This is a genomic window from Aquisphaera insulae, assembly GCF_011064615.1.
In the GTDB taxonomy this organism is placed as follows: domain Bacteria; phylum Planctomycetota; class Planctomycetia; order Isosphaerales; family Isosphaeraceae; genus Aquisphaera; species Aquisphaera insulae.
This window is the reverse complement of record NZ_JAALJH010000006.1, coordinates 39,694-57,303: the sequence shown is the minus strand read 5'-3', so window position 1 is coordinate 57,303 and position 17,610 is coordinate 39,694. Positions and strand designations below refer to the sequence as shown.

General features: G+C 68.6%; 13 protein-coding genes. 5 read left to right on the top strand and 8 right to left on the bottom strand.

All coding sequences use genetic code 11. From position 1 onward, the window contains the following. Nucleotides 1-13: 13 nt before the first annotated feature. Nucleotides 14-883 carry an alpha/beta hydrolase gene (locus tag G6O54_RS05520; protein ID WP_165221300.1) on the bottom strand — a complete coding sequence of 290 codons (870 nt, stop codon included), beginning with the start codon at nt 881-883 and terminating at the stop codon, nt 14-16. A 322-nt stretch (nt 884-1,205) separates the two neighbouring features. Continuing rightward, a complete protein-coding gene (locus G6O54_RS05515) occupies nt 1,206-2,144 on the bottom strand; it encodes an alpha/beta hydrolase (protein WP_165221297.1) in 939 nt (312 codons plus the stop codon). Between the two features lie 144 nt (nt 2,145-2,288). Between G6O54_RS05515 and G6O54_RS05510 the strand changes: the two genes are divergently transcribed. Continuing rightward, complete coding sequence (locus tag G6O54_RS05510; protein ID WP_165221295.1) at nt 2,289-2,798, top strand: L-2-amino-thiazoline-4-carboxylic acid hydrolase; 510 nt, start codon at nt 2,289-2,291, stop codon at nt 2,796-2,798. A gap of 4 nt (nt 2,799-2,802) precedes the next feature. On the opposite strand, the gene G6O54_RS05505 is transcribed toward G6O54_RS05510, so the two are convergent. The 5 genes from G6O54_RS05505 to G6O54_RS05485 all read right to left on the bottom strand — a co-directional run bounded on the left by G6O54_RS05505 (nt 2,803) and on the right by G6O54_RS05485 (nt 10,034). Further along, nucleotides 2,803-3,447: a hypothetical protein gene (locus G6O54_RS05505; RefSeq protein WP_165221293.1), complete on the bottom strand. Its 645-nt coding sequence runs from the start codon at nt 3,445-3,447 to the stop codon at nt 2,803-2,805. Between the two features lie 220 nt (nt 3,448-3,667). Next, nucleotides 3,668-5,023: a hypothetical protein gene (locus tag G6O54_RS05500; protein WP_165221184.1), complete on the bottom strand. Its 1,356-nt coding sequence runs from the start codon at nt 5,021-5,023 to the stop codon at nt 3,668-3,670. A 190-nt stretch (nt 5,024-5,213) separates the two neighbouring features. Then, nucleotides 5,214-5,978 (bottom strand): Ig domain-containing protein, encoded by a 765-nt coding sequence (locus tag G6O54_RS05495; RefSeq protein WP_165221291.1) that lies wholly within the window; start codon nt 5,976-5,978, stop codon nt 5,214-5,216. Nucleotides 5,979-6,075: 97 nt separating this feature from the next. Continuing rightward, on the bottom strand, nt 6,076-7,419 hold the full coding sequence (locus tag G6O54_RS05490) for a MotA/TolQ/ExbB proton channel family protein (RefSeq protein WP_250846732.1): 1,344 nt from the start codon (nt 7,417-7,419) through the stop codon (nt 6,076-6,078). Between the two features lie 206 nt (nt 7,420-7,625). After that, complete coding sequence (locus tag G6O54_RS05485; RefSeq protein ID WP_250846731.1) at nt 7,626-10,034, bottom strand: FG-GAP repeat domain-containing protein; 2,409 nt, start codon at nt 10,032-10,034, stop codon at nt 7,626-7,628. 421 nt (nt 10,035-10,455) lie between these two features. On the opposite strand from G6O54_RS05485, the gene G6O54_RS05480 reads away from it, so the two are divergent. The 4 genes from G6O54_RS05480 (at nt 10,456) to G6O54_RS05465 (ending at nt 16,616) form a co-directional block, all read left to right on the top strand. After that, nucleotides 10,456-11,457 (top strand): DUF1573 domain-containing protein, encoded by a 1,002-nt coding sequence (locus G6O54_RS05480; RefSeq protein WP_165221287.1) that lies wholly within the window; start codon nt 10,456-10,458, stop codon nt 11,455-11,457. A gap of 10 nt (nt 11,458-11,467) precedes the next feature. Continuing rightward, on the top strand, nt 11,468-12,715 hold the full coding sequence (locus tag G6O54_RS05475) for a glycosyltransferase (RefSeq protein WP_165221284.1): 1,248 nt from the start codon (nt 11,468-11,470) through the stop codon (nt 12,713-12,715). Nucleotides 12,716-12,796: 81 nt separating this feature from the next. Next, nucleotides 12,797-14,191 (top strand): MFS transporter, encoded by a 1,395-nt coding sequence (locus G6O54_RS05470; protein ID WP_165221281.1) that lies wholly within the window; start codon nt 12,797-12,799, stop codon nt 14,189-14,191. A 46-nt stretch (nt 14,192-14,237) separates the two neighbouring features. Then, a complete protein-coding gene (locus G6O54_RS05465) occupies nt 14,238-16,616 on the top strand; it encodes an ATP-binding protein (protein ID WP_165221278.1) in 2,379 nt (792 codons plus the stop codon). Nucleotides 16,617-16,634: 18 nt separating this feature from the next. Here G6O54_RS05465 and lipP1 read toward each other — a convergent pair whose 3' ends face one another. Continuing rightward, on the bottom strand, nt 16,635-17,573 hold the full coding sequence (gene lipP1, locus G6O54_RS05460) for a LipP1 family hormone-sensitive lipase (protein ID WP_165221275.1): 939 nt from the start codon (nt 17,571-17,573) through the stop codon (nt 16,635-16,637). Nucleotides 17,574-17,610 lie beyond the last annotated feature (37 nt).

The window sequence follows — 17,610 nt, the reverse complement described above, 5'->3', positions numbered from 1 at the left end:
CATCACTCGAATCTTAAGAAGTTAGGGATTGGCTTTCCTTATCCTTCCAGGTCCCCGCAAGGAATTCAAGGATCTGGGGAATCAGATTGCGTGGCGTCCCCACCGGGAAGTCGAGATCATGCCCCAGGCCCGGCAGGACCACGAGCTGGTAGGGGATTTCAAACTGTTTCAGCGCCGCCGCCATTTCCATCGACTGCGCCAGGGGGACGAGATCATCGACCGCTCCATGAACCAGGAACATCGGCACTCCCCCCTTCCTTTCCTGCAAGGCGGGAGAGGCGGCCGAGTAGAGGTCGGGCACCTGGGAGGGTGTACCGCCGAGGAACCTCGCCGCGGCGGCCCCCGCTCGAGGGCTCGCCTTGTAGAGGGAATTCAGGTCCGACGGGCCGGAAAACGCCACCACAGCACTGACCGCAGAAACCATGCCGGATGAGTTGTTCTCTGCGTCGGATCGAGGCGGAGTGCCCAGCAGTTCCGCCAGATTCGCCCCCGCCGACTCCCCCATCGCGACCACCCTGGCGGGATTGATGCCATACTGGCTCGCCCGGCCCTTGATCCAGTCGACGGCCGTCTCAACCTGCTCGAGATTCACCGGCCAGCTCGGCTGTCCCTTGCGAGAAAGCTGATAGTTGGGCGCGACGACGACGAAGCCCTCCGAGAGGAACGCGGAGGCGACCCGGGCCCCGTAATCGTCCTTGGTACGCTTCCTCCAGCCGCCGCCGTGAATCGCCAGGATGACCGGTCGGCCGCCCGGCGGTACGTCCCCTCCCGGGACATAGACATCCAGCTTCTGAACTCGTCCGGCGTTCGAGGTGTAGACGATGTTCCGATAGACCGCCATGGAACCCGCGGCCGGATCCACGGCATCCGCCTTCCGATTCACTCGAGCGCCGCCGAGATCGGATTTCCCACCGGTTCCAGCGCGGTCCTGAAACCTCACCCGGCCCGTTGTGAGAAGCTGGCTCGGCCGCGTCCCGATCATACCGGTTCCGGTCGGCAAGGAGATCCAGGACGAACCAGAGCCAACCGAGCACAACGTCCTGTCCTCGAGTCCGAGCTGTCCGGCGGGACGGAAGCGGCGAGACCTGCGAAATCGACCTGCGGATTCACGACACCTGACGGATCGTGAGCTCACGCCACTCATGAATGGCCAAACGAACAGCACGTTGTATTCCTGGTTGTCGACTCGGGTGCTGCTGAAACCACTAATCTGATAAGGTCGGAAGATCAGTGGATTTGGGCAAGCCAGTCTGCCATGAGACTGAGAGAAAGTCCAGCACGGCGGGGAGGAGGTCCTCCGAGCTCGGTGGTCCAAGCTGCAGCTCGAATCCGTGGCGGGCCGCTGGGATGAGGAGTAGCCGGTGGAACACGCCCGCATCGCGAAGCGCCCGCGCATAGGTGATCGAATGCTCGGGCCCCACCCAGGCGTCGTCGAGGCCATGAATGAGCAAGGTGGGAGGCGAGGACCGATCGACCTGGCGGATCGGGGAGGCGGCCCTCGCCGTCTCGAGGGCCGTCGAATGGCCGCCGCCGAGAAAGGTCCGCACAGCTTCGTGGCCGTGCTGTCGGTCGAGGATCAGGCCCTCGAGGTCGGTCGGGCCGTAAAGGGACACGACGGCCTGCACCTTCATCGCGTTGCCGGCGTCCGCCGCGAGCTCATGGCCCAGGATGAGCGCCAGGTGTCCGCCCGCTCCGCTGCCCACGATCGCGATTCGGTCGGGATCGACGCGGTAGCGGACGGCGTTCCGACGAATCCATCGGACGGATTCCCTCAGGTCGTCGATCGCGGCCGGCCAGCTCGGTTGGCCGGGCCTGGCCAGGCTGTAGTCCGCCGCGAAAAGGACGTAACCATGCTCGGCGAGGCGACCGAGCTGGAGGACATAATCTGCGCTCGAACCGCCGATCCAGTCGCCGCCGTGGACGGCGAGTATCGCCTTCCGAAGGCCGATTGAGGCGGAGGGATTCGTCGATCCTGGCTCCTCGGCGGCCAGGATCGAGATCCGCAGGTCGGACTTGTAGGGAACGTTCGCCTCGAGGGACTGGCCCGCCCGGACCGCTCGTCCCGACCAGCGACCCGGATCGGTCATCCAGAGCCGTCCGACGAGGAGGCCGAGGGCCAGCCAGAGTAATGGTCGGATCCACATGGGGTTGAAGGCACCGCAATGGGGCAGTCGCGCGATGGAAGACCCCTGTAGTATGCAGCATCTCGGATCCGGGAGCGAGGCCGCCAGGCCGGCGGACTTCGGAGCCCATGGGTGCGCGGGAAGCCGATCAATCAGGGGGGACCAATGACTAAGGAAACGCCACGGATACCGTTGCTCCAGCAGAGGGAGATCGAGGCACGAATCGTGGGCCCCGTCGTCAGGGCCTTCGCCGCGGAACTCGGGCCGGAACGAGCCCTGAGCATCCTCAAGGGGGTGATCTCCGATCTGGCCAGGCAAGGCGGAGCGGACCTGGCCAGGTCGCTCGGCGAGCATTCGCTGTCCGCGTTCGCCGGAGCCCTCGACCGGTGGCGGGAGAACGGTGCGCTCGAAATGGTGATCGAAGAGCAAACGGCCGATCGGCTGTCGTTCAACGTCACGCGGTGCCGTTATGCGGAGTTGTACCGGGCCCTCGGGATGGCGGACCTGGGTGCCAGCCTCTCCTGTCAGCGAGATTTCGCCCTCGCGGAGGGTTTCAGTCCCGACATCCGGCTGACCAGGACGCAAACGCTGATGGAAGGCGCAGCCTACTGCGATTTCCGCTTCCGCCGCGTCGAAGCCGAGGAGCCCGTCGAGAGTTCAGGGGAACAGGACTGACGGCTCAGGGCTTGACGGTCGTGTGTCCGGCCCGTTGCGTGGCCGGGTCGCGGGTCGCGTTCGGTCCCGATTGAAAACACGCCAGCGGGGAGCCGACGAGCTGGGACCAGAGCTCGCGCTGGGAGGATGAAAGCAGTGCCTGGGCCCTTTCCTCGAGGGCCAGTCCCTGCGTCCTCCGCCTGGCGGCGTCCAGGTTGGCGACGGCCGCCCGCTCCGACAGGATCTGGGCGAGTGCTCGCCGTTGCTGGTCCGATAGCTTCAGGTACTCTCCGACCCGGGGCCGGCTGAGCATCGCGGACGGGCCTTCCCACTGGATTTCGATCTGCTGGAGACGGTCGAGCTGGTTCCGGCTGAGGTTCTCGCTGAGCCAGTCGAGCTGTGCCTGATCGATGGCCCGTCGTTCGGCGATGACATCCGCCCCGGTCTTGCCCCGGAGGGCCAGTCCCCGCCGGGTGAGATCGCCGATGACCTTCTGCACTCCCGAGACCTGGGGCGGTTCCAGCTTGAGCTCAGCCTGAACATCCGGCCTGGACAGGAGAAGCAACGGTGCCGTGCGAGTCCCGATGCGGCTATCGGGCAGGCTCCAGTCCTCGGCGGACGAGGAGGCGGCGATCGCGTTCAGACACGGGAGCATGATTCCCAGAATCAAGGCTCGAAGCCTCATTCGACCGTCCACCATGTCCCGGCTCCCTCCGGCCCACCGCGCATCCGGTCGCGACCGATTCCTCTCCGGCCGCCGGCCCGGACATCCGGGCCGCCGGCCGAATTGATGGCCACCTTATACGAGCAGGCGGGGATTCCGAGAAGGCCAAGCTCGACCGATAGGGACGGCTGGCCTTGCAGGCCCCGGTCCGAGGATCCTCTCGGGCTCAGTTCGGAGAGGACGGGTCCTGCGTGGGCTGCTGGTCCAGCCCGCGACGCTGCCTGAGGCTGGGCTTCTTGGCCGAGCCGGCCGGCTTCGCGGCATCGTCCCCGGCCTTGGCCGTCGCATTCGACTTGTCGGCCCCCGGCTTGGCGTCGTCCGCCTTGGCCGCGGCCTTGTCGCCGTCCTTGGCGTCGGGTTTGTCGGCCTTCTCGCGTGCGAGGGCGCGGAACAGCGGGTTGTTCATCGCGTCGACGTCGAAGGGCTGGCCCAGCATCTTCCTGAAGGTGGAGACCTGGCGGCGGTCCATGGCCTTGAAGACCTGGGTGTACTCCCGATCGCGAACCTGGACGTTCGCCTTCTTGGCCTCCTCGACCTTGGCCTTCACGTCGGGCTTCTCGAGGGCCTTCTTCAGGGTGGCGTCGTCGGGAGCCGCGGCCGGCTGCCCGTTGTTGCCGCGGCGTCCGCCGCGATCACCCTGGCCCGCGGCCTGCGGCGTGAGCCCGCGCAGGGCCTGGCTCGTGCGCATGGCGACGTCGCGCTTCAGCCGCGAGCTTTCCTGGAGGGTCTGCTGGATCTCGCCCGCCTGCTCCGGCGCGAGCTCGATCTTCTCCGCGACATCATCGCGAAGCACCGAGGCGGCGCCGTTGACCTGGAGCTGGATCTCGCGGATCCGCTTCATCTGGTTCCGGTCCAGGACGCGGGCCACCTGCTGATCCGAGGCTTCCTCCATCCGCCGCATCGCCTGCCGCATCATCATCCAGCTCTGGGACCGGATCTCGTTCGAGGCCATCTGTCCCTGCATCGCGGCGGCCTGCTGCAGGGCCATCGGATCGACCTGATTCTGGTTCATCCCGTAGTTGGAGAAGGCATATCCGTTGATCTGGCTCGACAGGGTGGAGCCGTCCGCGCGTCCCTGGTTATTCGCGGCGTTGGCCTGGGCCGCCATCATCTGCTGCTGCGCCAGGGCCTGCGCCTCAGCCTGGGCGCGGGTGGTCGCCTGATCGGCCTGCTGACGGAGCCGTTGCATCGACTCCTTGCCGCGAGTCTGCTGGTCGTCGGCCAGCTTCTTGAGGGACTGCTTCTGGTTGTCGGTGACCTTGAGCACTTCCTGCACGTAGTCATTCTGGGCCAACTCGATCAGCCCCATCAGCGGGATCGTCGGCTGCTGCTGGTTGGCGGCATTCTGCCCGCCGCGACCGCCGCCGCCGCCATTGTTGCCGCGGCCGCCACCGCCGGCGCCCCCACGGCCGCCACCGAATCCACCACGACCCTGGGGCGGCTGGCCGAACGTGCCGACGCTGTCAACCGTCACGGCGACGATCAGCCCCGCCATGACCAAGATCAATCGAGTGCGAGACATGCTGAAGCTCCTCGATGCCGCCCCGGGCCGCTCGCGCGATCGATGCCCACGGTGCGCACGATCCCGCTCTCGGCACTTCCCATCCCATTCTAGCGGTATTCGCGGGCCAAGTGGACAGCCGATCTTCCCCGCGGCAGGCATTTCGTCCCGCGGCGTGAGAGAAGAACCCAGGGCGGCTCCGTCCCTCCCCTCAGCGTGCCCCCCAGAGCCAGGCCGCCAGCGCGACGGTCGCGGAGAGCGTGCCGATCCGCATCAGGATGCGATAGCCCGCGAACCGCCTGGTCAGGAGGAGGGTGCCGGATGCATCCACGGAAACATCGTCGGACCCGCGGCTCCGTTCCAGGCCGGCGATGGCATTCATGCCGACGAGGTGGACCAGCCAGAGGACGAGGAACCCGATGCCGTGGTCCAGCCACTCCCGCCAGGGGATCGGCGGGATGCCGGGCTTCCACCAGGCGGGGGTGGAGAGCGGGCGGTCGCTCTGGAACACCAGGAGCCGGGCGGCCCGGGTCGCCACCTCATCCCCGGCGCTCACCCGGATCGCCAGGGTCAACGGCTGGGGAGTCCCCTTCGCGGGCGTCCCCTGAAGGACCCCCGATGCGGCATCGAAGGCCAGTCCGTCCGGCAGCTCGCCGTCGACCGACCAGCGGAGCGGCCCTCGGCCCCCCGTCGCCGCCAGCGCGACGGTATAGGGGCGGCCCGCGATCGCCTCCGGCAAGGTTTCGGGTGTCGAGATCGCCAGCGGTGGGCGTTCGCCGTCGCCGTTCGCCTCCCCCTTCGCGCCGGGCGGGACGAGGTCCGCCGCCTTCGGCAGGAGCGCCATGATCACCATGGTCAGGACCAGGATGAACAGCAGGGCTCCCGTCAGCTTGGTGACGACCACCGCGACGAAGGAGTCCTCGCCCGAGCCGCCGAATTCCAGCCCGTGGCCGCCGCCCCGTCGATTCCGTCGCATCGTTCGGTCCTCGGATGACCCGCCTCGCCGACGTCTCCACCGCCCCGATGGACGGACGGGGGAGGCCGTCGGCCGTTCAGTGACCCATCACCGGCGCTCAGGCGGCCCGGGTGCCGCCGGTCCGCTCGTCGAACATCTTCTTGACGATGTTCCGGTAGAGCGAATTGCCCTGCTCCATGCTGACGTTGATCAGCTCGAGGGCATCCTTGAGGCTGTTCAGCGTGCGGGCGAGCTGTTCCTGCGTCGTCCGGCTCGATTTCTCGTAGGCCGCGGCGAACGAGGTGGACAGGCTCTCGATGGCGACCGTGGCGCGATCGAGCCCGCGGCGGATCTCCTCGAGCTGGGGATCCGAGGTGTCGGTCTGTGCCAGGGCCGTCTCGATCCGGGACAGGGACGCCGCCCCTCGGCGGGTCGCGTCGCCGAGCTCGCGGATCGAGGTCAGCTCCTCGCCGACGCGGCCGATCGACGCGGCACCCTGCTGGAAGGCCGTCATCGACGCGGGCAGGCGTTCCATCGAGGCCGCCAGTTGGGCCACCGGCGCTTCAAGGCTCTGGCCGATCTTCTCCGCCTCCGCCCGCATCGCCTGCGCGGCCGGGGCCAGGATCGTCGCCAGCTCGTTCCGCAGCCGATCGAGGTGCGGGCCGATCGCCTCATCCAGCCGATCCGCGAACGGGTCCCTGGTCCCCACGCCGGGCAGGACATGCTCCACGACCCAGCCGTCCACGCGGCCCAGCAAGGCCTCGGACTTCCGATAGACGATCGTCTGCACCAGCATCAGCGCGGCGCTCAGGAAGAGGGCCAGCAGCGTGCTGTCGAAGGCGACCTGCAGGGCCGAGGTCACCCCCGTCAGGTTGCCCATGAAGGCGTCCAGGTCCTTGACCAGCGGGAGGACCACGCTGATCTTCATCAGGGCCTTCGAGATCCCCTCGACGGTCCCGATGAACCCGATCACGGGGAGGAGATAGAGAATATAGCGGGTGAGCGTGAATCGGCCGGCGACCTCCTCCTGGTCCAGGCCGGAGGTCTCGCGATTCACCTCCATGAGCTGGGCCGCCGAGGGCGTGTGCGTCTCCCGGACGTATCCCACCAGCCGGCGGACGCGGACATGGAGGATCCGGCCGTCATTGGCGACGGCCGCCGCCAGGGGGGAAGGCGCCGCCGGGCCGTCGCTGGCGTTCTCCCCGTCGGCGGCCTGTCTCCTGGCCTTCTGGAGCATCCCCCCGATGTACTGGAGGAGCCTGGGGGCGTCGGCGAAGGCCTGCTCGTTCTGCCAGAGCGTCCGGAGCTCGCGGGCCAGGGTGAAGACGGCCCAGAAGTAGATTCCCGTGCCGACGTATTGCTCCCAGCCCCGGCGGAACATGAGGTCCGGGTCGAAGACCATGAGCGCGATCGGGAACAGGACCGCCAGCACGAGCATGACCGTCGCCGCGAAGTAACCCATCCGTGGAGAATCGTTTGCACCGCGTCCCATCCGTGGGCCCCCTCCGGAGACTGATGATCGAATGTCGCCGCCCACCGGGCGGAATACGAACGCCCGGCGCGATCGCGAGGATCGGCATCATCCTCTGGATCGGCCGGATCGTCGCGCAACTTGAGCGGTTGTGCGGGCGATGCCGATTTCTCGGGCCGGTCGCCGGCCGTCCGCCGTCAGCCGGCCGGGTTGGTGGTCCGGGAAGCGGCCTGATGGTCCTTCTTCCCCGGCCCGGGGTCCTGGCGAAGGATCAGGATCCGGTCATGGGCGATCATCACCACGTCGAGCCGTCCGTCGCCGTCCACGTCGCCGACCGCGATGTCGCGCGGCTCCGCGCCGTCGCTGTTGGCCCGGTAGAGCTTGCGTTCGAAGAGCTTGAAGCCCAGGGCCGGCAGGAGCGTGGGGTCGCCCGCGTAGGTGGCGATCTCGATCATCTGCTCGGCGACGTCGGTGTAGAGGACGTCGGGGACGCCGTCGGCGTTGAGGTCTCCGGCGACGAGATCGGAGAGCCTCGCCTCGTTCCGCTTCGACTCGAAGCTCGCGATCGACTTGAGCCGGAGCCCCTTGCGACCGGTCTGGAGGACGCCGAATCGTTCCGACCCGGCGATCAGGAGGTCATCCCGGCCGTCGCCGTCGAGGTCCGCGACGCGGAGACCCTCGAAGGAGAGCGCGCCGACGGCGAGCGTCCCGGCGGGCCGATAGACGCCCTCCTTGAGGTTCAGGAAGAGGAGCGACTTGCTGGCACGGTCGTAGAGCACGACCTCCTTCTTGCCGTCGCCGTCCACGTCGATGGCCGCGGCCCCCTGGATCTGGGCGGAGCTGCGGCCGGAATTGTACTGCTCGGCGATCTCCCATTGCCCCTTCGCGTCCAGCCGGAGCTTGCGCGCGAACGTGTTCTGGGCGACGAGGATCGCCGGGCCGTTGAGCTCGCCGAGCGACAGGCCGGCGGGGCTGGCGGCGGCCATGGGGCCCAGGCTGCCGGTGAACGGCGTCGGCGGGGCGTCCTTGCGGCCGATCAGGAGCGTCGGCGGCCCGTAGCCGGTGAAGACCAGGAGATCGGTGAGCCCGTCGGAATTGACGTCGAGGGCCTGCATGGCCGACGGGGGCCCGGTCGGGCTCGATACGGCGACCGACTCGGCCTGCCCCCAGCGGAAGGGGCGGAAGCTGCCCGCGGGCTCGCGCTTCAGCGCGCGGAGCTCGAAGGCATCGGTGCCGGCGGAGGACTTGGTCCTGGCGATGGTCAGGATCTCGGGCACGCGGTCGCCGTCCAGGTCCGCGAGCTCGAGCGCGATGGGCTCTCCCACGATCGGCAAGGGGGCCGGGAAGCCGATCCGGCCGCCGTCGAGGACGCTCCGCCCGACCTGCTTCTCCTGGTCGGAGAGGACGTAGAGCTCGTCCTTGCCGTCGCCATCCAGGTCGGCCAGGCGGATGGTCCGGCCGCCCAGCAGGCCGGGGAAGGACTGGCCCGCGTTGAGGCCGTTGCGGGCACTCTGGCGGTAGAGCCAGAACTGGGCGTTGGACGGATCCGAGACGACCACGTCCTTCCGCTTGTCGCCGTCCAGGTCGCCGACGGCGATCGAGCGGCCCCGGTCGCCCCCCTGCGAGAGCCCAAAGAAGATCAGGCGGCCCCAGCGGTTCTGCTCATCGGCCTCGGAGTCGTCCAGCGTCAGGACGCGACCCCGCCCGGACTGCCCCTCGATGGTCAGGAGCTCCTGGCCGCCGACGCCGTCGATCTGGCCGAAGGCGATGGCTCGCGGGCTCTCCACCTGGAACCGCTGCTCGGGGCCGAGCTTCTTCTCGTCGGTGGCGAGCCGGATGTGGACCGGCTGATCGTTGCCGCCGTCCAGGATGACGAGGTCGGGTGCCCCGTTGCCGTCCATGTCCACCAGCTTGAGCATCCTCGGCCCGCTCGCGGTATGGGGCACCTTCTCCGGCTCGGTGAATGTCCCCGGCGCGGTCTGGTAGATGAGGATCAGGTCATTCTCGGCGAGCAGGGCGATGTCGTCCCGGCCATCCTGGTTGAGGTCGCCGGCGACCAGCGCATTGGCGGACTCGACGGCCTCTCCGGTGGTGATCTTCTTGCCGGAGACGAACCGCCCCTCGCCTTCGTTGTAGAGGATCTCCACCTCGGCGGGGGTGCCGTAGTAGACGATGTCGAGCTTGCCGTCGCCGTTGAAGTCGCCCGTGTCCAGGCTCACGACCTCCTTGTTGACGGGGATGTTGACGGGCCGCATCCGGCGGTCGAACTCGAGGTCGTTCGGATCCTTGCGAAACGGCCGCGCCTCGGCGTCTCCGGCGGGCGGCTTGCCGCTGAGCAACAGGTCGATCCGCGACCGGGCATTGTTGCTGAAGATGACGTCGCCGGTCCGGTCACCGTCGAGGTCGCGGACGGCGAGGCTGCTGATCCGGCGCTCGAACTTGTAGACTTCCAGCGGCAGGAACCCGAAGTACTCCGCCAGCCGGGGCGACTCCGGAGGCGCCGGGGCCTGGGCCCGGGCGACCGTCGCGACCATCGGCGAACCGACCGAGGCCAGGAGAGCGATCACCGTCCGGCATCGCCCGAGGAGCTTCGAGAATACGACCATCGACGGACTCCGAGTGTCATGACCGGTGCGACGGCGCGGCGATCCCCGCCGCGGCAACCCCCCAGCGTAAAGGCACGCCCCTGGCACGGCAAGGCCGACGCCCTTCGAGGCACCGGCCTCGGGCCGCATCGCGCGATCGACAAAGGCGTCAATCCCCGCACCCGGTCCCGCCCCCGGCCGGCTTTGGCTGGAGTGGCCGGACTCGCGCGGCCGATCCACGGTGGAGATCACGTTCGGATCCAGCACCACACCTCGCCTTCGGTGATCGGCGATATTCCCGTCCACTCGCGACCCGGCCACCAACCCTGAACAGATCGGTACGGATGGCTTCATGATTGGCGGTGCGGGTAGAATGGGACGCGTGGTCCGAGGGGAAGGGCCGTCGAGATGCCAATCGGGCGGGTGGGAAGGAGTCAGGTCGATGCGGCGGATTTTGCTCTGCGGAATCGTGGCGGTCGCGGTCCTCGGCCAGGCGGCCCGCGGCCAGGGCCTGGACTGGGTCAACGCGGCGCTCCCGGAGCGGGCCTATGACTTCGGCACGGTCGCGCGCGGGTCGCAGATCGTCCACCGGTTCCCGATCGTGAATCGGACGGACCAGGAGCTCCGGATCGTCGACTGGCGGACGAAGTGCGGCTGCACCAACGTCAGCGTCGGGGCCAAGCTCATCCCCCCTGGGACGCAGACGACGATCGAGGCCACCATCGATACGACCAAGTTCGTCGGCTATAAGCCCTCCGGCCTGACGGTCATCTTCGACCGTCCCTCCTTCGTCGAGGTGGAGCTGAACCTGACCTGCTTCATCCGCGGCGACCTGGTCACCAGCCCCGGCCAGCTCGATTTCGGCATCGTTCGCCGGTCCGACCAGATGGCCCCCGCCTCGCTGACGATCACCTACGCCGGGGGCCAGCCAGGCTGGGCTGTCACCAAGATGAAGACCCAGACCTCCAAAGTGAAGGCGGAGCTCCGCGACCTGGGACGGACGGCCGAGGGCTACTCGTCCTACTCGCTGACCGCGACGCTCCAGCCCGGCGTCGACAACGGGTTCCTCAAGGACGAGATCACCCTGATCACCAACGACCCGAACATGCAGACGATCCCGATCTCCGTCGTCGCCAACGTCCAGAGCGCCGTCGCGGTGACGCCGTCGATCATCAACTTCGGCGGCGTCAAGCCGGGCCAATCGGTCACGAAGACGGTACTCGTGAAGTCGGCCCAGGCCTTCTCGATCACCAAGATGGCGGCCGACGAAGGTGGGCTCGAGACCAGGGAAGCGGCCGAGGGGGCCAAGGCTTCGCACCTCGTCACGCTGACCTTCAAGGCGCCGGAACAGCCCGGTCCCTATCACTCGGTCCTCACCATCGAGACCGACATGAAGGACGAGCCGGCGGCCAAGCTCAAGACGTTTGCCACCGTCGTGCCTTGACGGAGGGGCGATGACGGAGCACGCGGGGTTCTCCGAGGCCGGCCCGACGCCCTGGGCCGTGGCCGTCGCCGACATCAACTGGTTCACGACCGAGAGCCTCTTTCGGGAGCTTGATGACGAGTCGTCGGTCCTGCTCGCCCTGCGGTGCATGGACTTCGTCAACGGCTGGCGGAAGGGGCTCTTCCCCTGGTCTCCGACCTGTCGCACTCACCACTGGGGTGTCCGGTCGTTCGCCCGCGACATGGTCCTCCCGAGCGGCTGGATGAAGCGATATCCGCGCGTCGGGATGCGCCCCATCGGCCGGGCGATCCGGGGCTTCTGGCGGTCCAGACGCGAGGATCGCCGGGGCCTGATCCTCACCTATCCCCATTATCTACACCTGCTCCCGGGCCTGGACGCAGACCGCACGCTCTACTACAACCTCGACGACTACGCGCTCTACTGGCCGAAGCAGGCCGACGAGGTCCGGGAGCTCGAGCGGCGACTCGTCCAGGGGGCCGACGCGACGGTCTGCGTCTCCGCCTATCGGGCCGAGGAACTCCGCCAGGCCTTCCCCCGGATGGCGGGGCGAATTCACCACCTCCCGCATGGTACGCCGACGGCATTCCTGGCCGATGAGCCGCGGAGTCGGCCGACGGCGCCCCCCCGGGACCTTGCCTCGCTCCCTCGCCCGCTGCTCGGCTACGTCGGGTCGATCGAATCGAGGGTGGACTGGGACCTCATGGATCGCCTGGCCGATGCCCTGCCCGGCGCATCGATCGTCCTGGTCGGCACGGTCCCGGGGGCCCGATCGGGCGGGGACTGGCGGGGGAGCCTCGACTCCCTGCTCTCGCGGCGAAACGTGCACGCCATCGGGTGGCGACCGCAGGCCGAGCTCCCGTCCTATTACGCGGCCTTCGACGTGAACCTGATCCCGTATCTCACCACTCATCCCTTCAACGTGGCCTGCTCGCCGACGAAGATCGCCGACGGGCTCGGCTCGGGCCGGCCGATCGTCGCCACGGCGATCCCGGAGTGCCGGCTCTACGGGCATCTGTTCGATGTCGTCGAGGATGCCGATGCGTTCCTCGCGGCCGTCCGGCGGATCCTCGCGAGAAGCTCGGACGATGGCCGGGCGTCGCTCCGACATGAGCATGCCCGCGCGAATACATGTGCCGCGCTGGCCGCCCGCCTGGTCGGACTCCTCAAGGGGCATCCGGGGCGAGAGATCGGGCGAGAACCCCATGGCGATGCCGCGGGCCGGACGGTAAATTCTTGATCGACGCAGCCCGGCCTTCCCTCTCCCCGACCGCGCCGGTCGCACCCGAACTTCTCTCGATCCATCCTCGCGAGATACCCGATGACTTTCGCCACCCGCGCCAGGCTCTCGATGATGATGTTCCTCCAGTACTTCGTCTGGGGGATCTGGCTCCCGATGCTGGCGCAGCACCTCGGGCCCAACGACCTCAAGCTGAGCAACTACGCGATCGGCTGGATCTTCACGGTCTACGGCTTCGGCTCGATCCTCGGGCCGTTCGTCCTGGGGCAGCTCGCCGACCGGTACTTCGCGACCGAGCGGGTGATGGCCGCGGCCCATTTCGTCGGCGGCCTGCTGCTGATCCTCTCCGCCTACCTCACCACGGCCTGGCCGATTTTCATCACGCTGCTGATCTACTGCAATCTCTACATGCCGACGATGGCCCTGTCCAACTCGCTCGCCTTCCGGAACCTCGGCGAGGAGAATCAGCACCTCTTCCCCAGGATCCGCTTCTGGGGGACCGTCGGCTGGATTGCCGCCGGGCTCTTCTTCGCCGGCTATCTCGAGTACGACAAGCTCTCCTTCTACCAGTCGCTCTTCGACCTCGTCGGCGCCCACGGGGCGTTCGAGAGCTTCCTCTCGACCTGGCGGGCGTCGGTCGTCCCGTTGCTCAAGTCGATCTTCGCCATCCCGTTCGTGGGCGAGCCGTCGTATCGCGACTGCCTGAGGGTCTCCGGCCTGTTCTCGATCCTCTACGCGCTCTACTGCCTCATCCTGCCCCACACGCCCCCGCTGCCCGCCAGGGAGACCGACCCGATCGACAAGCGATCGGCCGTCCTGGAGAGCCTGGAGCTCATGGAATACCGGTCGTTCGCGGTCCTGGTCATCGTTTCCGGCCTGGTCGGGATCATGCTGGCGTTCTACTTCGCCTGCGAGAACTACTTCCTGGAGGCGATCGGCGTGAATCCGGCGCAGACCGGCGCCTACATGACCATCGGCCAGATCTCCGAGGCCGTCATCATGCTGCTCGTCCCGGTGGCGGTCTCGCGATTCGGGATCAAGACGACCATGCTGATCGGTGCCGGCGCCTGGGCCATGCGATTCGGGTTCTCTGCCCTCGGCTACCCGTTCTGGCTGATGATCTCGACCATCGCCCTCCACGGCTTCGCCTTCGGATTCTTCTTCGTCGTCGCCCAGATGTACGTCGATCGGGCGGCGTCGAAGGACATCAAGGCCTCGGCCCAGAGCTTGCTCATCTTCGTGGTCTACGGCATGGGAACGGTCCTGGGCAGCGTCCTCACCGGCCCCATCCGCAGCTACTTCACGGAGACCGTGGAGGGGAAGGCCGTGGAGAACTGGCACGGCATCTGGATGGGGCCGTTCCTCCTGACCCTCTTCTGCATGCTCGTCTTCGGGCTCCTGTTCAAGGAAGAGCAATTCGGCAAGCCGGGCGCGGGCAGCGGCCTGGAGCCCGAGGCCTTGCCGGCTCACCATTGACTCGCGACAATCCTCGCGACCGGCCCGACAGGGTCACGGAGATGGTATGATCCCGCTCCTTGTCTGGGCCGTCGTGATCCCGCTCGCCGCGGACCGGCAGGACCCGCCCGCGAACAGCCCGCTGGCGATCCGCCTGGCGGACCTGAAACGGCTGGCCGACGACGCGACGCTCTCGATCGGCCAGCGGGAGTCGGCCGTCATGGAGATGGCCGGGGTCCTCGATGAGTCGGCTAAGGGGACCGGATCGCCCGAGGAACGCGCCTTGCTCTGGAACCGGGCCATCGCGGTCCTCGCCGGATTCAACGACGAGAACGCCGGCCACCCGAGGTCCCACGAGTTCCAGCTCCAGGTGGCGGTCTATCGCTGGGCCCAGGGGGAGAGCTGGCGGCAATATCGGAGCCTCTACCCGACCGACGATAAGGCCCGCAAGGAGGCGGTGGCCGCCCTCGACGACGCGATCGCCAGGCTTCGCGCCATCACGTCGGCCGAAGGCGAGGCCGCGCTCTCGGACAACGTCCGGTTCCGCCTCGCCCGAGCACTCACGGACAGGGCGGGCCTCGAGGAGCCCGGGGCGCATCCCCGCAGGCTCCTCGAGGGTGAGGCCCTCCAGTGGACGGCGCCCGCTCCGTCCGAGGTGGGGCTGAAGGGCTTCAGCCATCTCCTCCGCGCCGATCTCCTCCGTCGAGCCGGCCGGCTCGACGAGGCCGACGCCGACATCGCCGCCGCCGCGGGGCTCTCCCCGCCCCCACCGCCGCGTGACCTGCTGGTCGCGCGCCTCCTGGTGCTGACCGATCGCCACAAGTGGTCCGAGGCGGAGGCCCAGATCAAGGCGTCGCGGGTGGATGACGCCGTGAAGGCCGCGGCGCTGGCTCGTCTTGGACTGGCCCAGCTTTCGGGCATGCCCGCCGGGGACGCACGATATGCCATCGAGCAGGAGCTGTTTCGCGAGCTCGAGGGCCTGAGGTCGAAGAAGAATCCCGAAGCCCGACAAGTGCTCGCGGCGCTGGGGGCTGAAGACCTCAATCCGGACGCGCGTCATCCCGCCTCCGCCTGGGACCTGCTCGCGGACGCGGCCCAGGTTCGGGGAGATCCCGCCCGGGCCGCCGAGCTCGAGGACCGTGCCGCGGATCGGGCCGTCCATGCCGGCGACCACGCCGCGGCCGCCGGGTATCGGCTCAAGGCCGGGGCGATCCTCTTCGAGGCGGGACGCTATGCGGACGCCGGTGCCGTCTGCGCCCGGGTCGCCGCGGACCCCAGGGCCGGCCCGGCCGGACCCCGAGCCGGCCTGCTCGTGGCACTTGCCAGGGGGCGGGCCCTGGCGTCGGGGGCGCGGGGCGTGACGGCGGCCTCGTACGCCGAGGCGTTGGAGAAGCAGGTCCGCGACTTCCCCAAGGATCCATCCACCGACGAGGCACGCTGGCTCCTGGCCCTCCTCAGCCGCGCCGCCGGGGATCACCCCCGGGCCAGGTCGCTCTGGGATGCGATCCCCGTCGGCTCGACGCGCTGGCTCGACGCTCGGCTCGCGCTCGCCGACCTCGACGTCGCCGACCTCGAGGCGCTCCTCGCCACCGCCGATCGGCCGATCCTCAAGGAGAGCTTCGACCGGGCGCGGAAGCACCTGGAGGAGGGCCTCAAGCTCGCTCGCACCGACGCCGAGCGCGCGGCCTTCCTGCTGGCCGATGCGCGGATCAACCTGGTCCCGGTCGTCGGCAATCCGCGGACCGCGCTCGAACGCCTCGATCGGATCACGGCCTTGCCCATGCGAGCCGCGGATCGCTATCGCGCCCGGCTGCTCCGGCTGGTCGCGACCGTCCAGACCGGCCCGCCCTATCTCCAGGCCGAACGCGAGGCTCAGGCGCATTCGACCTGGGCGGAGGCGTCGGCCCACGCTCCCTTCTTCGAGGCGGTGCGGCTCCTCGACGAGTGTGCCTCGAACGCCGAGGAAGCCCTCCACGAGCGGCGGCTCGGGCTCGTGATCCGGTTCCTCGTCCAGCCCATGGTCCAGGACGGCGACGAGGACAAGTGGACCCCCAGCGAGCGTGCCGAGCTCCGGATGCGGCTCGTCCGATCCCACCTCTTCCTCGGCGACGAGCGAGGGGCCCGCGCCGCGTTCCGCAGCTCCGCCGGCCCCCCCCGCGACGCGTCCGACTCCATGCTCCGCGACCTGGCGGATACCTACAATCGCCTCGAGGCCTTCGAGCTGGCCATCGACGTCGAACGGCTCCGGTCGAAGACGCTTCAGCCGGGCTCCCCCGCCTGGTTCGAGACCCGCTACGGCCTGGCCCTCGCCTATTTTCGGGCGGGACAGCTCGCCGACGCCGCCCAGCTCATCAACGCCACCGCGATCCTTCACCCGAACCTCGGCGGCGGTGCGATCGAACAGAAATTCATCCGGCTCCGGCATCGCATCGGGGCGCAGCACTGACGGACCGCCGCGGGGCCGTCAGGCGAGGGCCTCGCGGAGCGCGATGCTGATCTCGGAGATGGCGGCCCTGCCCTGATCGAAGAACGGGAACCGGCGGATGAAGCCGTGGATCATCCCGTCGTACCGGCTCAGGGTCGTCGGCACCCCCGCGGCCTCGAGTCGATGGGCATAGGCCTCCCCCTCGTCGCGGAGGACGTCGCAGCCGGCCGTGATCACCAGCGCCGGCGGCAGGCCGCGCAGGTCCGTCTCCCGGAGCGGGGCCGCGTGCGGCCGACTCCTCTCGGAGACATCCGGCACGTACTGGTCCCAGTACCAGGCCATCTCCTCGGCCGTGAGGAAGTAGCCGTCGGCAAACTCCCGATAGGATCCCGTGCTCAGATTCGAGTCCGTGATCGGATAGAGGAGGACCTGCATGGCCGGGGCCCGCCCTCCGTGTTCTCGGGCCATGAGGCACGCCACCGCGGCAAGGTTCCCCCCCGCGCTATCGCCGCCGACGGCGATCCGGTCGGGATCGAGCCCGAGCTCCTCGGCGTGGTCGATGGCCCACGCGGTCGCGGCATGCGCGTCCTCGGCCGCCGCCGGGAATCGGCTCTCCGGCGCGAGCCGGTAATCCACGGCGATCACGACGAGATCCGCCTGGCCGGCGATCGCCCGGCAGATGTGCTCGTGCGACGAGAGATTCCCGAGCACCCAGCCGCCCCCGTGGAAGTAGACGAGGGCCGGCGACGCTCCCGCCTCGTCGAGGGCCTTCGGCCTGAGTATCCGGACGCGGATGGCCCCCCCGGGGCCGTCGATCTCGCGATCCTCGACGCGGCCGATCGGTGGGAGCGGGCCGAGGAAGCGGGTCGAGAGATCCTGCTGGGCGCGGGCCTCGGCGATCGGAATCGACTCGATCGGCTTGAGGGCCGCCGCGGCGAGCCGATCGAGGAAGTCCCTGGCCTGGGGGTCGAGCGTCATCGAGGATACCTTTCCGTGTCGGGGTGGCCCGGCTGTC